The 13,676-nt window shown below is 72.8% G+C and carries 15 protein-coding genes; 9 read left to right on the top strand and 6 right to left on the bottom strand.

Annotated features, from left to right (window positions below; all coding sequences use genetic code 11):
* Positions 1-5 precede the first annotated feature (5 nt).
* Entirely contained in the window at positions 6-980 is a 975-nt protein-coding gene (locus ACIBKY_RS45935; protein ID WP_397107399.1) for a helix-turn-helix transcriptional regulator, read from the bottom strand.
* A 62-nt stretch (positions 981-1,042) separates the two neighbouring features.
* Here ACIBKY_RS45935 and ACIBKY_RS45930 point away from each other — a divergent pair, with 62 nt between their 5' ends.
* Complete coding sequence (locus ACIBKY_RS45930) at positions 1,043-2,416, top strand: AAA family ATPase (RefSeq protein ID WP_397107397.1); 1,374 nt, start codon at positions 1,043-1,045, stop codon at positions 2,414-2,416.
* The gene (locus ACIBKY_RS45925) at positions 2,395-3,597 is read left to right on the top strand and encodes a tetratricopeptide repeat protein (protein ID WP_397107395.1); all 1,203 of its coding nucleotides are present in this window, start codon (positions 2,395-2,397) and stop codon (positions 3,595-3,597) included. The genes ACIBKY_RS45930 and ACIBKY_RS45925 overlap by 22 nt, the downstream gene beginning before the upstream one ends.
* Before the next feature lie 45 nt (positions 3,598-3,642).
* Here the strand turns inward: ACIBKY_RS45925 and ACIBKY_RS45920 are convergent, their stop codons facing one another.
* From ACIBKY_RS45920 to ACIBKY_RS45910, 3 genes are all read right to left on the bottom strand, one after another.
* Positions 3,643-4,404 (bottom strand): TSUP family transporter, encoded by a 762-nt coding sequence (locus ACIBKY_RS45920; protein WP_397107393.1) that lies wholly within the window; start codon positions 4,402-4,404, stop codon positions 3,643-3,645.
* 294 nt (positions 4,405-4,698) lie between these two features.
* Positions 4,699-5,313 (bottom strand): ATP-dependent Clp protease proteolytic subunit, encoded by a 615-nt coding sequence (locus ACIBKY_RS45915; RefSeq protein WP_397107391.1) that lies wholly within the window; start codon positions 5,311-5,313, stop codon positions 4,699-4,701.
* A 2-nt stretch (positions 5,314-5,315) separates the two neighbouring features.
* Entirely contained in the window at positions 5,316-5,876 is a 561-nt protein-coding gene (locus tag ACIBKY_RS45910) for a ClpP family protease (protein ID WP_184968951.1), read from the bottom strand.
* Positions 5,877-6,016: 140 nt separating this feature from the next.
* On the opposite strand from ACIBKY_RS45910, the gene ACIBKY_RS45905 reads away from it, so the two are divergent.
* Both ACIBKY_RS45905 and ACIBKY_RS45900 read left to right on the top strand, forming a co-directional pair.
* Positions 6,017-7,210 carry a sensor histidine kinase gene (locus ACIBKY_RS45905; RefSeq protein WP_397107389.1) on the top strand — a complete coding sequence of 398 codons (1,194 nt, stop codon included), beginning with the start codon at positions 6,017-6,019 and terminating at the stop codon, positions 7,208-7,210.
* Positions 7,207-7,845, top strand: a complete 639-nt coding sequence (locus ACIBKY_RS45900) for a response regulator (RefSeq protein ID WP_397107387.1) — start codon at positions 7,207-7,209, stop codon at positions 7,843-7,845. The genes ACIBKY_RS45905 and ACIBKY_RS45900 overlap by 4 nt, the downstream gene beginning before the upstream one ends.
* 4 nt (positions 7,846-7,849) lie before the next feature.
* Here ACIBKY_RS45900 and ACIBKY_RS45895 read toward each other — a convergent pair whose 3' ends face one another.
* Together ACIBKY_RS45895 and ACIBKY_RS45890 are read right to left on the bottom strand one after the other, a co-directional pair.
* Positions 7,850-8,704 carry a DUF2268 domain-containing protein gene (locus ACIBKY_RS45895; protein ID WP_397107385.1) on the bottom strand — a complete coding sequence of 285 codons (855 nt, stop codon included), beginning with the start codon at positions 8,702-8,704 and terminating at the stop codon, positions 7,850-7,852.
* Between the two features lie 45 nt (positions 8,705-8,749).
* Positions 8,750-9,499, bottom strand: coding sequence for a hypothetical protein (locus tag ACIBKY_RS45890; RefSeq protein ID WP_397107383.1), 750 nt, complete (start codon positions 9,497-9,499; stop codon positions 8,750-8,752).
* Positions 9,500-9,602: 103 nt separating this feature from the next.
* Here ACIBKY_RS45890 and ACIBKY_RS45885 point away from each other — a divergent pair, with 103 nt between their 5' ends.
* From ACIBKY_RS45885 to ACIBKY_RS45865, 5 genes are read left to right on the top strand one after another with little or no spacing between them, the layout of a single operon-like run.
* Entirely contained in the window at positions 9,603-10,604 is a 1,002-nt protein-coding gene (locus ACIBKY_RS45885) for an AAA family ATPase (protein ID WP_397107381.1), read from the top strand.
* Positions 10,601-11,563 (top strand): DUF58 domain-containing protein, encoded by a 963-nt coding sequence (locus ACIBKY_RS45880; RefSeq protein ID WP_397107379.1) that lies wholly within the window; start codon positions 10,601-10,603, stop codon positions 11,561-11,563. The genes ACIBKY_RS45885 and ACIBKY_RS45880 overlap by 4 nt, the downstream gene beginning before the upstream one ends.
* Complete coding sequence (locus ACIBKY_RS45875; RefSeq protein ID WP_397107377.1) at positions 11,560-12,507, top strand: VWA domain-containing protein; 948 nt, start codon at positions 11,560-11,562, stop codon at positions 12,505-12,507. The genes ACIBKY_RS45880 and ACIBKY_RS45875 overlap by 4 nt, the downstream gene beginning before the upstream one ends.
* 11 nt (positions 12,508-12,518) lie before the next feature.
* Positions 12,519-13,109 carry a class I SAM-dependent methyltransferase gene (locus tag ACIBKY_RS45870; RefSeq protein WP_397107375.1) on the top strand — a complete coding sequence of 197 codons (591 nt, stop codon included), beginning with the start codon at positions 12,519-12,521 and terminating at the stop codon, positions 13,107-13,109.
* The gene (locus ACIBKY_RS45865; RefSeq protein WP_397107373.1) at positions 13,106-13,645 is read left to right on the top strand and encodes a TrmH family RNA methyltransferase; all 540 of its coding nucleotides are present in this window, start codon (positions 13,106-13,108) and stop codon (positions 13,643-13,645) included. Before ACIBKY_RS45870 ends, ACIBKY_RS45865 begins: the two co-directional genes overlap by 4 nt.
* The last annotated feature ends 31 nt before the right edge of the window (positions 13,646-13,676 follow it).

Raw genomic sequence — 13,676 nt, 5'->3', positions numbered from 1 at the left:
ACAGGTCAGCCGTAGATTTTCCCCAGCTCGGCGACCGCCTCGGCCATCAGCTCGCGCAGCTCAGGGGGCCCGAGCACCTCCACGCTCGCGCCCATGCGCAGCAGCAGCCAGCGCGCGTGGGTGATCGACTCGATCGGCACCGTAAGCGTGCGCCGGCCCTCGGCGTCCGGCTCGCCCGCCGCCGCCATCGCCCCGGCCACGACGTCGTCGCCCATCGTGTAGGCCAGCAGCTTCTCGACGCCGGGCGCCGTCCTGATCACCGCCTCGGCCGTGTACATGCGTTCGCGGAACTCCTGCGCGTAGGCCCGCCAGAAGCGACCCAGCTCGAAGTCGTCCGGCCGCTCGAAGGAGTGCCCGCCCGGCTCGGCCGTCAGGACGCGCGAGACCCGGTAGGTGCGCGGATCGCCGCCCCCGGCCGGAGCCGCCACCAGGTACCAGGAGCCGCCCTTCAGCACCAGCCCGTACGGATGCACGAGGCGCTCGACCACCTGCTGCCCCCAGCGCTGGTAGGTCATCCGCACCGCCCGTTGCTCCCACACTGCCTCGGCCACCACGCTCAGCAGCGGCACGTCGTCGGCCCCCCGGTACCAGCCGGGCACGTCGAGCAGGAACCGCTCGCGCAGGCGCGAGGCCTGCGAGCGGGGCTCCGGCGGCAGCGCCGCCAGCAGTTTGAGCTCGGCGTTGGCCACGACCTCCGACAGCCCCAGTTCCGCCGCCGGGCCGGGCAGGCCCGCCAGGAACAGCGACGAGGCCTCCTCGGCGGTCAGGCCGTTGAGCCGGGTGCGGTAGCCGTCGAGCAACTGGTAGCCGCCGGCCGGGCCGCGGTCGGCGTAGACCGGGACGCCCGCCGCCGACAAGGCGTCCACGTCGCGGTAGACGGTCCTGACCGACACCTCCAGTTCCCCCGCCAGCTCGCCCGCCGTCATCCTGCCCCGCGTCTGGAGCAGAAGGAGCAGGGAGAGTAGGCGGCTGGCGCGCATGTCAGCACCCTACGCGATAGGTTTCTTGCCGCATTTGGCCGGACAGAAGGGATGATCTCATCGTGGTCGACGACAGCGGCCTGCGGGCACTGCGCGAGGCGGCGCGCCTGTCCCCCGACAACCTGCCCCTGCGCCGGCACCTGGCCGGCCTGCTGCTGGACAAGGGCTACCTCGCCGAGGCCGAGAGCGAGTATCGCGCCGCCCTCCTGCTCGCGCCGCGCGACCCCGGCATTACTGCCGGTCTGGCCGAGGCGTTCGCCCGGCAGGGCGCGTACGGCGCGGCACTGTCGGCGCTGGAGCCCTTCCTGGCCGAGCCCGGATACCCGCCGCGCATGGGCGTGATCGCCGCCCGCGCCCTGCTCGGCGAGGGAGACGTCGCCCAGGCCGGGTTCCGCTACCACGAGGCGGTCATGCGCGCGCCGCAGGCCGCCGATCCCGAACTGGCCGCCCGGCTGGCCGCGCCCGCGGCTGCGGCTGCGGCTGCGCCTGCGGCTGCGGCTGCGGCTGCGGCGCCCCGGGCTCCGCAGCCGGTGGAGGGGCCGGCGGAGCCGTACGAGGCGACGGACGACAGGCGCTCCGGGGTCACCTTCGCCGACGTGGCCGGGATGGAGGGCGTCAAGGAGGCGCTGCGGGTCAAGCTGCTGCTGCCGGTGCGGCAGCCGGAGCTGTTCGCCGCCTTCGGCAAGCGCGCCGGCGGCGGGGTGCTGCTCTACGGGCCGCCGGGCGGCGGCAAGACCCACCTGGCCAGGGCGGCCGCCGGCGAGCTCGGCGCGTCGTTCGTGAGCGTGGGCCTGTCCGACGTCCTCGACATGTACGTCGGCCAGAGCGAGCGCAACCTGCACAACATCTTCGACGCCGCCCGCCGCAGCCGGCCGTGCCTGCTGTTCTTCGACGAGGTGGACGCCCTGGCGGCGCGCCGCTCCGACATGCGGCAGGCCCACAACCGCCAGATCGTCAACCAGTTCCTGGCCGAGCTCGACGGCGTCGACGACAGGGCCAACGAGGGCGTGCTCGTGCTCGCCGCCACCAACGCGCCCTGGTACATCGACGTGGCCTTCCGCCGTCCCGGCCGCTTCGACCATCTCGTGTTCGTGCCGCCGCCCGACCTCGCGGCGCGGGCGGCGATCCTGCGCATCCTGTGCCGGGACAAGCCGCTGGCCGAGATGGACTTCGACGCCGTCGCCAAGGCCACCGCCGACTACGTGGGCGCCGACCTCAAGGGCCTGGTCGAGCGGGCCGTGGAGGACAAGCTGCGCGAGTCCATCGCCGCCGGGCGCCCGGTTCCGCTGACCACCCGCGACCTGCTCGCCCTCACCACGTCGCAGCGGCCGAGCTCGGTACGCGAATGGCTGGCCACCGCGCGCAACTACGTCATGCACGCCAACGACTCCGGCGCGTGGGACGAGCTCCTGCCGTGGGTCAACCGGACATGGTGAGCGCCGGGGACGGCATCCGGCGCGCCCGCGCCCTGCTCGACCTGCGCCGCGCGCCCGAGGCGGCCCGCGAGCTGCACGGCGTCCTGGCCCGGGACCCCGGCAACTCGCCCGCCCACGCCTACCTCGCCCTCGCCCTCAGCTACCAGGACCGGTGGCGGGAGGCGTCGGACGCCGCCGCCGAGGCGATCAGGCTGGCGCCCGACACCTGGTTCCCGCACTACATCGCCGGCCAGGTCCACCACCGGGCGCGCCGCCCGCACGAGGCCCTGCCGCCGATCCAGGCCGCCCTCGCGCTCAACCCCGAATGGGCGCCGCTGTGGGAGCTTCTGGCCCGGGTACGGCTGAGCACCGGCCGGTACGACGAGGCCGTCGCGGCCGCCCGTCAGGCCCTCGCCCTCGACCCCGAGGACGCCGGCCCCGCCACCCTGCTCGCCCTCGCCCTCACCGGGCTCGGCCAGGTGCCCGACGCCCGCGCCGCGGCCACCCGCGCCCTCGCGCTCGACCCCGAGAACGCCAATGCCCACCTGGCGCTCGGCCGGCTCGAACTGGCCCACGGCGACCCCGCGCGCGCCGCCGACGCCTTCCGCGAGGTGCTGCGCCTGGCGCCCGGCTTCGACGACGCCCGCGACCTGCTCGTGCTCGCGCTCAAGCGGCGCAACCCGCTGCACCGGGCCCTGACCCGCGTGCGGGAGCGTCACCGGGGCGGCTGGCGCCTGCTCCTCCTTCTTCCCGCGGTCCCGCCGATCATCCTCGTGTTCATCGTCATCGCCCTGCTGCACTGGGCGGCGTGGCTGGCCGAGGCGTGGGCGACCCTGCGCCTGCACCTGGGCGCCCGCACCCGCCTGTTGCTGCCGCCCGCCGAGGCCCGCACCGCCGCGCTGAGCTGGGCGCTGGCGATCATCGGGCTGGCGACGCTGGTGACGGGCATCGCGCTCGGCCACGAGCCGCTGGGCACGGCGGGGTTCGCGGTGATGACGCTGGTCACGCCCCTGCAGGAAGCCGCCCACACCTCCGACCGCCGCGGTCGCGCCCTCCTGTACGGCTGGGCCGCCCTGCTGGCCGCCACCGTGGTGACCTCGGCGGCGCTCGCCTCGGGGCAGACGCTGGGGCTGCTGGGCGCGTACGCGGCGCTGGGCACGATCTGGATCGCCGGCGGAGTCCGCCGCCTGGTCACGCGCTAGCTCCTACCGGGGAGCGCGGTCCTGGGTTCCGGGCGCCGGACGGAGTCAGGCGAACTGCTGCCAGGCCAGGCGGGTGACCATGGCGGCCACGACGATCAGCAGCACGATCCGGACGAACGAGGCGCCGCGCTTGAGTGCCATGCGGGCGCCCAGGCGGGCGCCGGCGATGTTGCACACGGCCATGCCGAGACCCAGCGCCCACAGCACGTGCCCCTGCAGCCCGAAGACGACGAGCGCGCCCACGTTGGTCCCGATGTTGATGATCTTCGCGGTGGCGCTGGCGTTGACGAAGTCGAGGCCCAGGATGGTGGTGAACGCGATGATGAGGAACGTTCCGGTGCCCGGCCCCATGATGCCGTCGTAGAAGGCGATGCCCACGCCGCCGACCGCGACCGCCGCGACCACCCGCGCGTTGGTGCGCAGGTGCGGTTTCGGCACCTGGCCCATCGCGGGCCGCAGCGTGACGAAGGCCGCCACCGCCAGCAGCACCACCATGACCACCGGCCGCAGCACCTCGGCGCTGATCGCGACCGCGGCCGTGGCCCCGAGCCCGGAGCTGAGCACCGCCAGCGCCCCGGCCGGGATCGCCACCTGCCGGTCCAGCTTGGTGGAGCGCACGTACGTGATGGCGGCGGTGGTGGTGCCGAAGACGGACGACAGCTTGTTGGTCGCCATGGCCTGCACCGGCGGGATGCCCGCCACCATGAGCGCGGGCAGTTGCAGCAGCCCGCCCCCGCCCACGACCGCGTCCACCCATCCGGCTCCCGCGGCGGCCACGAGCAACACGACGACCTGTTCCAGCGACACGCCACTCCCCCGTCACGGCCCACACGGACCGCAAAGAGGGTACAAACCCCACCCAAACTCCCCAGCACCCGGGGTCGCCCGGCGAGCCCACAGCACCCGTGTCACCGGCGGAGCGCTCCCTGCAGCGTCGCCAGGACCCGCCGAGAGCACGGGTGGCCGCGGCGCGATGGCTTCTCTCCCCGGCACCCGGGGCTGCGCGTGTGCCGGAGCGCCGGGGAGCCCGAGGGCGTCGGCCGCCCCCGGGAACAGCGGGGGTCATCTGAGGGCGTCTGCCGCTCCCGGGAACAGCGGGGTTCAGCGGGGGATGAGCGTGCGTTTGCGGCCGGCGAAGACGTCGTCGATCAGGCCGTAGGTGCGGGCCTGTTCGGCGGTGAAGATGCGGTCGCGTTCGAGGTCGCGCCGGATCTCCAGCTCGTTTCTGCCGGTGTGCCGGGCCAGGATGTACTCCTGCTGGTCACGCATGCGCAGGATCTCCCTGGCGTGGATCTCCAGGTCGCTCGACTGCCCGCGCCCGCCCTCCGTGGACGGCTGGTGCAGCAGCACCCGGGCGTGCGGCAGCGCCGCCCGCTTGCCCGGGGCCCCGGCCGCCAGCAGGACGGCGGCGGCCGAGGCGGCCTCGCCGATGCAGACGGTCTGGACCTCGGGACGCACGTACTGCATGGTGTCGTAGATGGCGGTCATGGCGGTGTGGGAGCCGCCGGGCGAGTTGATGTAGAGCTGGATGTCCTGGTCGGGGTCGATCGACTCCAGCGTGAGCAACTGCGCCATCACGTCGTTGGCGCTGGTGTCGTCGATCGGCGTGCCGAGGAAGACGATCCGGTCCTCGAACAGCTTGTTGTACGGGGTCATCTCCTTCATGCCGTAGGAGGTGCGCTCGGTGAAGGAGGGCAGGACGTAGCGTCCGCTCATGGTCAGTTCACCCCGCTGCTGGAGATGTGGTCGACGAATCCGTACTCCAGGGCCTCCTGCGCGGTGAACCAGCGGTCGCGGTCGGAGTCCTCCCTGATGCGCTCCAGCGGCTGCCCGGTGTGGAAGGCGATGAGCTCGGCCATGCGCCGCTTGGTGTACATCAGGTTCTCGGCCTGGATCTGGATGTCGGTGGCCGACCCGCCGATGCCGCCGAGCGGCTGGTGCATGACGATCCGGGCGTTGGGCAGCGCGTAGCGCTTGCCCGGCGCGCCGCCGCACAACAGCAGCTGCCCCATGGAGGCGGCGAAGCCCATCGCGACCGTGGCCACGTCGCAGGGCACGAACTGCATCATGTCGTACAGCGCCATGCCGGCGGACACGGAACCGCCCGGTGAATTGATGTAAAGGGTCACGTCGCGCTTCGGGTCCTCGGCCGCGAGCAAAAGCAGCTCACCACAGAGCCGATTACAAATCTCGTCGTCGACCTCCTGGCCGAGAACGAGGATGCGCTCCTTCAGCAAACGCTGGCCCAACTGCTCCGGCCACTGCTTCGTCTCCGTCATGACCTGCCTTTCCGTGGAAGTGCAATTACTTCCGACGGTAGACCCGGCGGCCCTGAATTCGGCTTTCTTTTCGCTCACGGGGGATTTCTCCAAAGGCGTATTATGCCGTGCGCGAATTTCGTCGACATACAATGCCCCCTGTGAGAAAGAACCTCGCCAGGCGGTGGGCCTGCCTGGTGCTCGGTGGCGCGCTGCTGATGCCGTACATGATGGCCGGGGTGCTGATGTCCGGCGTGCTCAGCGGCGGCAGGCGGGTGCCCGACCTGCTGCTCCCGGTCGAGCTGGGCGTATTCGCGGCGGTGCTGCCCGTCGTGGCGCTGACCGGGCTGTTCCTGCCGGTGCGCGCCCTGGAGGTCAACGCCGCGCAGGGCCTGCTCGGCGTGCACGTCGACACCCCGCCGCGCCAGGCCCGCCGCAGCTGGCAGGAGCGCCGCCGCACCGCCGCCTGGTTCACGCTCCACCTGGGCGTCGGCGGGATCATGAGCGGCTGCACGCTGGCGATCGTGCCGTTCACGTTGTGGACGCTGGCGCTGCCCTGGCACGGCGCCACCTGGCTCGGCTACTCCATCGGGCCGGGCTGGGCCGCGCTGCCCTGGACGCTGGCCGGGATCGCGCTGCTGGTCGTGCTGGTGTTCGCGGTGGCGGGGACCGGGGCGCTGCTGGCCAGGCTGGCCCCCGTGCTGCTCGGCCCCACCCCGGACGAGCGGCTGGCCGCCGTCGAGGAGCAGGCGCGTGGCCTGGCCGAACGCAACCGCCTCGCCCGCGAGCTGCACGACTCCGTCGGCCACGCGCTCAGCGTCGTCACCCTCCAGGCCGCCGCCGCCGGCCGCGTCCTGGACCGTGACCCCGACACCGCCCGCGCCGCGCTGGCCGCCATCGAGCATTCGGCGCGCTCGGCCCTCGACGACCTCGACCACGTGCTCGGCGTCCTGCGCGAGGACCGCGGCGGCCGCGGCGGCACCGAGCCACAGGCCACGCTGGCCGACCTCGACGCGCTGGTGCGCGCCTCGGGCGCCGAGGTGCGCGCGGAGGTGGGCGATCTGAGCGGGGTGCCCGCCGTGGTGTCGCGCGAGGCGTACCGCATCGTGCAGGAAGCGCTCACCAACGCCATCAAACACGGCCATGGTCCGGTACGGCTGGCGGCGGCCGTCCAGGGAGACGATCTGAAACTCGAGGTCAGCAACCCCGCGGCGGCCCGGGAGGGACGCGGCGGCGGGCGGGGCGTGGCCGGGATGCGCGAGCGCGTCCGGCTGCTGCGCGGCGAGCTGGAGGCCGGGCCCGCCGAGGGCGGCTGGCAGGTCGCGGTACGGCTGCCGCTACGGTCGAGCCCATGACAGTCAGGATCGTGATCGCCGACGACGAGGACCTCATCCGCGCGGGCCTGCGCGTCATCCTCGGCTCCGAGCCCGATCTCAGCGTCGTGGGCGAGGCGGCCGACGGGGCCGCGGTGATCCCGGTCGTGCGGCGGGAGCGGCCCGATGTGGTGCTCATGGACGTGCGGATGCCCGCCGTGGACGGCATCCAGGCCACCCGGCAGCTCGTGGCGATGGAGGAGCCGCCGAAGGTGCTGGTGGTGACCACGTTCGAGAACGACGACTATGTCTACGACGCGCTGCGGGCCGGCGCCGACGGTTTCCTGCTCAAGCGGACCAGGCCGGAGGAACTGGTGAGCGCGATCAGGACGGTGGCCAGGGGCGAGTCGCTGCTGTTCCCAGCGGCGATCAGGGGGCTGGCGGGCGGCCGTCCCCGGGTGCCGGTGCCGGGGATCGAGCGGCTGACCGGGCGCGAGGGCGACGTGCTGCGGCTGATGGCCAAGGGGCTGTCCAACGGCGAGATCGCCGCCGAGCTGGTGGTGAGCGCCGAGACGGTCAAGACGCATGTCGGCAACGTGCTGACCAAGCTCGGCGCCCGCGACCGCACCCAGGCCGTCATCGCCGCCTACGAGTCGGGGTTCGTCAGCCCGGCCTGAGGCGTCACCTGCTCGCGCGCAGGATCTCGGCGGCGGGCAGGCCCGAGCTGCCGGCGGCGCTCATGCCGGTGGCGGCCAGGTGGGCGTCGACCAGGCGCAGCCCGACCGCGTATCCGGCCATGTCGGGGATGCCGCGCGGCTCCCCGCCGAACTTGCGCACCGCGCTGTCGCCCAGCACGTACGCGGGCGTGTGCCGCATCCCCTGCAGATCGATGTCGGCCATGATCGTGCGATAGGCGTCCTCCAGCGGCTCGCCGCTCACCATCGACGACCACGGCCCCATCGCCTGCGGCCCGGACAACTCGCGCACGAACGCCTCCGCCAGCCCCTCGGCCACGATGTGCTCGCCGACGGTGACGGTCTCCGGGTCCCACACGACGTTGTGGTAACGGATCTGGTGGTGCATCTCGTGGACGGCGCAGTGGGCGATGCGCTCCACGTTCTCGTCCGTGGGCCAGGCCAGCAGGTAGAGCCAGCCGGGGGCGCCGCCCATGCCGTAGTAGCCGCGGGCGGTGGTCATGAGGTGCTCGTTGTCGGGGTTGCCGAGGACGAACATGACGCGTACCCGCTCGGGCTGCTTGAGGTGGGCCAGGCCCGCGCCGGCGCGTTCCAGTTCCTTCTCGATGCGGCCCTTGAGGTCGATCGAGATCAGCCGCTCGATGGCGGGCAGGTAGCGCGGATCCTCGAGGTCGGCCCGGAAGCCGCCGCCCTCGTGGTGGATGTCGACGAGGTCGCCGGGGAACGGGATGATCTCGCCGACCGGGGCGAGCATCTCGCGCAGCAGGTCAGGCCGCTCCGGTAGCGGGGCGCGCAGGATCGCGGCCATCGCGTCCAGGTTGTCGTGAACGATGAGTTCCATGCCGGCGACGCTAAACCCTCCCGTTACGGGAGGGTCAAACCGGTTTCAGATGGGGGCGCCCTCGCCGGACTCGTCACCCGGCGTCGGTCCGGGGGTGCCGCTGCCGCTCTGGCTCGGCGACGGTGACGGCGTCGGCTGCTGTGGCTCCGGCGTGAGCGGCGTCGGCGGCGCCGTCGGCACCTGCACCGTCGGCGGCAGCGGGCGCGGCAGCGGCTCGCTCTCCTGCCTGCCCAGCAGCAGGACCAGCGCGATCACCACCCCGACCAGCAGCAGCGCCAGCAGAACGGCCAGCGCGAGCAGCACGCGCCGCGCGGTCTCGGTCAGCGGCCTGGCAGCACCCGGCCGCCCCGGCAGCGCCGGAGCCCGGTCCCCCAGCCAGTACGGCACGAAGTCCGGCCCGTGCGCCTGCCCGATCAGCGTCCCGCCGACCATCACCGGCTCCAGGAAGCGCTCGGCGCCCGGCCGTCCCGGCAGGTACGGCACCGCCACCCAGGGCGCCACCCCCGCGTCCATGGCCAGGACCTGGGGCGTGCCGTCGAGCACCGCCGCCCGGCCCGTGGCCCGGCCCAGCCACCCCCGCACCCCGGCGGGCGCCGACTCGCGCACGGCGGTGACGAACCGGTCGCGCGCCGCCGCGTCCAGCGCCGCGCCCTTCGTCAGCACGGCCAGCGACACCGCCCGCCCGTCCTGGGCCTGACCGAGATAGACGAACCCGGCGGGCAGGACCTGCAGGCGCGCCTGCACCGTGAACGGGCCCAGAGAGGGCGGATCACCGTGCTGCAGCGGACTGGCCACCCACCCATGAAATCACAGCCCGCCTGCCGCGCCGGCGTGAGCAGGCGGCCCGGCCGGGGGTGCCTCCGTGCGAGTTCGCGGCGCGTTTGGTGAAATGGCACCCATGACCGTCGCTGAAGAGCTGCCCAGCGGAACCGACCCGGCCGTGCTGCGCAAAACGCTGGACGAGGTCCGGCGCGTCATCGTGGGCCAGGAGCACATGGTGGAGCGCCTGGTCGTGGCCCTGCTCGCGCGCGGCCACTGCCTGCTCGAAGGCGTACCGGGCGTCGCCAAGACCCTGGCCGCCGCCACGCTGGCGACGGTGGTGGGGGGCACGTTCGCCCGCATCCAGTTCACCCCCGACCTGGTGCCCAGCGACATCGTCGGCACCCGCGTCTTCCACCCGTCGAGCGAGAAGTTCGACGTCGAGCTCGGCCCGGTGTTCGTCAACTTCCTGCTGGCCGACGAGATCAATCGCGCCCCCGCCAAGGTGCAGTCGGCGCTGCTGGAGGTCATGGCCGAGCGGCAGGTCACGCTGGCCGGCGTCACGAACCCGCTGCCCAGGCCGTTCATCGTGCTGGCCACGCAGAACCCGATCGAGTCCGAGGGCGTCTACCCGCTGCCCGAGGTCCAGCGCGACCGCTTCCTGTTCCGCGTCCGCGTGCCGCACCCGAGCGCGCACGAGGAACTGGAGATCCTGCACCGGATGAGCGTGACGCCGCCGGTGCCCGAGCGGATCCTGGAGCCGGACACGCTGATGGCGCTGCAGGAGCAGGCCGAGCAGGTCTCGGTGCACCAGCTCGTCGCCGACTACGTGGTGCGCCTGGTGATGACCACGCGCTCGCCCGCCGAGTACGGCCTGCCCGACCTCGCCGAGATGATCGAGATCGGCGTGAGCCCGCGGGCCACGCTGGGACTGGTCTCCGCCGGGCGGGCGCTGGCACTGCTGCGCGGACGCGACTACCTGCTGCCCGACGACGTGCGCGACGTGGCCGTGGACGTGATGGCGCACCGGCTGATGCTGACGTTCGACGCGCTGGCCGACGGGGTGGATCCCGAACAGGTGGTCAGGCAGATCCTGCACGCCGTACCGCCGCCTCTGGTGGTCTGGAACCAGAACCGATGACGGAGGCGGGAGCCGTACCCCCGAAGAAGCGCGGTGCCGAGCACGCGCTGCGGCGGCTGGAGCTGACCGTCACCCGGCGCCTGGACGGGCTGCTGCACGGCGCGCACCAGGGACTGCTGCCGGGGCCGGGCAGCGAGGCGGGCGACAGCCGCGTCTACGTGCCCGGCGAGGACGACGTGCGGCGCATGGACTGGGCGGTGACGGCGCGCACGACGGTCCCGCACGTGCGGGACCTGATCGCCGACCGCGAGCTGGAGACGTGGGCGCTGGCGGACCTGTCGGCCAGCATGGACTTCGGCACCGCCGACACCGACAAACGCGATCTCGTGGTGGCGGCGATCGGCGCGATCGGCTTCCTGTCCAGCCGGATGGGCGACCGGTTCGGCGCGCTGGTGCTGCACGAGGAGTTCATCCACCGGCTGCCGGCGCGCACGGGCCGCCCGGCCCTGTACGGGCTGCTGCACGCGCTGATGGACGCGCCGCGCGGCGGTCCCCGGCAGGACGCGCCGGACCTGGCCGAGGGCATCGACGTGCTGGCGGCCACGCGCAGGCGGCGCGGCATGCGGTTGGTGGTCTCCGACTTCCTCGACGCCCGGCCGTCCCTGGACCCCGACGCCGAGCGCCCATGGGAGCGCCCGCTCCGGCGGCTGGCGGCCCGGCACGAGGTCCTGGCGGTCGAGGTGATCGACCCCCGCGAGCTCGAACTACCCGATGTCGGGCAAATCGCGTTCACTGATCCGGAGAGCGGGAAGGTACGCGACGTGCACCTTTCACCCAAGGTACGGCAGGCCTACGCCGAGGCCGCGGCGCTGCAGCGCGAGGGCACCCGGGTCGCCCTGCGCCGGGCCGGCGTCGCCCACCTGGTGCTGCGTACCGACCGCGACTGGGTGTTCGACGTCGCGCAGTTCGTGCTCCGCCGCCGCAGGATGGCGCACCTCGCCCACCGGAGGGGCGCGTGACGTTCCTGTCCCCGGCCTGGCTGTGGCTGTTCGCGCTGGTGGTGGCGCTGATCGGCGGCTACGTGGCGGCCATGTTCCTGCGCCGCCGCTACACGGTGCGTTTCACCAACCTGGCCCTGCTCAACCTCGTCGCCCCCGAGGGCCCCGGCTGGCGCCGGCACGTGGCGCCCGCGCTGTTCCTGGTGATGATGTCGCTGCTGGTCATCGGCGCCGCCCGGCCCGCCGACCAGGTACGGGTGCCGCGCGACCGGGCCACGATCATCATCGCGCTGGACGTGTCGCTGTCGATGGAGGCCGACGACGTCCAGCCCAACCGCATCAGCGCCGCCAAGGCCGCCGCCCAGGCCTTCGCCCGCGACCTGCCCGAGCGCTTCAACGTGGGCGTGGTCGCCTTCGCCCGCTCGGCCAACGTCGTCATCTCCCCCACCACCGACCACCAGGCCGTGGTGACCGCCATCGGCAACCTGACCACCCGGCCGGGCACCGCGATCGGCGAGGCCGTCTTCAACGCGCTCGACTCGATCCGCTCCTTCGACCAGCAGGCCGCCACCGACCCGCCGCCCTCGGCGGTCGTGCTGCTGTCCGACGGCGACAACACCTCCGGCCGCTCGGTGCCCGAGGCGATCGAGGCCGCGACGTCCGGGCGCGTGCCCGTCTCCACCATCGCGTACGGCACGCAGGAAGGCACCGTCTCCATCGACGGCCGGGAGGTGAACGTGCCGGTCAACAAGCAGACGCTCCAGTCGTTGTCCGAGGGCACCAATGGCCGCGCCTACGCCGCCGAGTCGGGCACCGAACTGCGCGAGGTCTACGAGCAGATCGGCACCTCGCTCGGCTTCAAGCTCGTCAACCAGGAGATCAGCCAGTGGTTCATCGTGGCCGCGGTGCTGCTGGGCGCGCTGGTGGCCGGTGCCTCGGTCTGGTTCGGTGCCCGGATCCCGTAACGTTTCTGCACGTGGCCCACTACTTCTCCGAGCGGCCTGACACGAGCCACAAGCCGGGCTCGGTCAGTCTCGTGCTACCCGATCTGCACCTGCGGCTGGAGACCGACAGCGGCGTGTTCTCCCCCGAGCGGGTCGATCTGGGCACGAAGATCCTGCTGGAGAGCGTGCCACCGCCGCCGCAGGACGGCGACCTGCTCGACCTGGGCTGCGGCTACGGGCCGATCGCGCTGACGATGGCCACGCGGGCGCCCGGAGCGACCGTCTGGGCGGTCGATGTGAACCGGCGCTCGCTGGAGCTCACGGAGCGCAACGCCCAAGCCGCTGGCCTTTACAAAGTAAGACCGATTCATATCGACGACGTACCAGATGACGTGAAATTTCGGGCTATCTGGTCTAATCCGGCGATCCGGATCGGGAAACCGGCACTTCACGCCATGCTCACCAGGTGGCTGTCGCGGCTGACCCCCGACGGCGCCGCCCACCTGGTCGTCCAGAAACACCTCGGCTCCGACTCCCTGCAGCGCTGGCTCGGCGAGCAGGGCTGGCAGGCCTCCCGTGAGGCTTCCAGGGCCGCGTACCGAATCCTGAAGGTGACACGATGAGAAGGCAGCTTCGCCCCACGGACGTGAAGCGGCTCAACCGCACCTGGCGGCGCGGCACCGAACACCGGATCGCCCTGATCCTCGAATCGGTGACCGGCCCGTTCAACGTCGGCTCGATCTTCCGCAGCGCCGCCGCGTTCGGCGTCGACACCATCTGGCTGGCCGGCAACGCGACCCCGCCCACCCATCCCAAGGCGGGCAAGACTGCGCTCGGCACCGACCGTCTCGTCACCTGGCACGAGCCCATGCCCGCCGTCGACGCGGTCAAGGCGGCCCGCGAGGACGGCTACGCCGTACTGGCGATCGAGCTCACCTCCGACGCGCAGCCGATCTTCCGCGCCGACCTCGCCCGCGACGTCTGCCTGGTCGTGGGCAGCGAGGACCACGGCTGCTCGCCCGCGTTGCTCGACGCCATCGACGGCGCCTGCTACATCCCGCAGGTCGGCCGGGTCGGCTCCTTCAACGTCGCGGTGGCCGCGGCCATGGCACTGGCCGAGACCCGCCGCCAGGAATGGGCAGCCCTGCCTGATTCGTAACCCAAACGTTCACCCACGGAAGGCATACTCG

This window comes from Nonomuraea sp. NPDC050394 (genome assembly GCF_044459065.1).
Lineage (GTDB): Bacteria > Actinomycetota > Actinomycetes > Streptosporangiales > Streptosporangiaceae > Nonomuraea.
The sequence above is the reverse complement of the archived record's forward strand: the minus strand, read 5'-3'. Positions and strand labels throughout refer to the sequence as shown.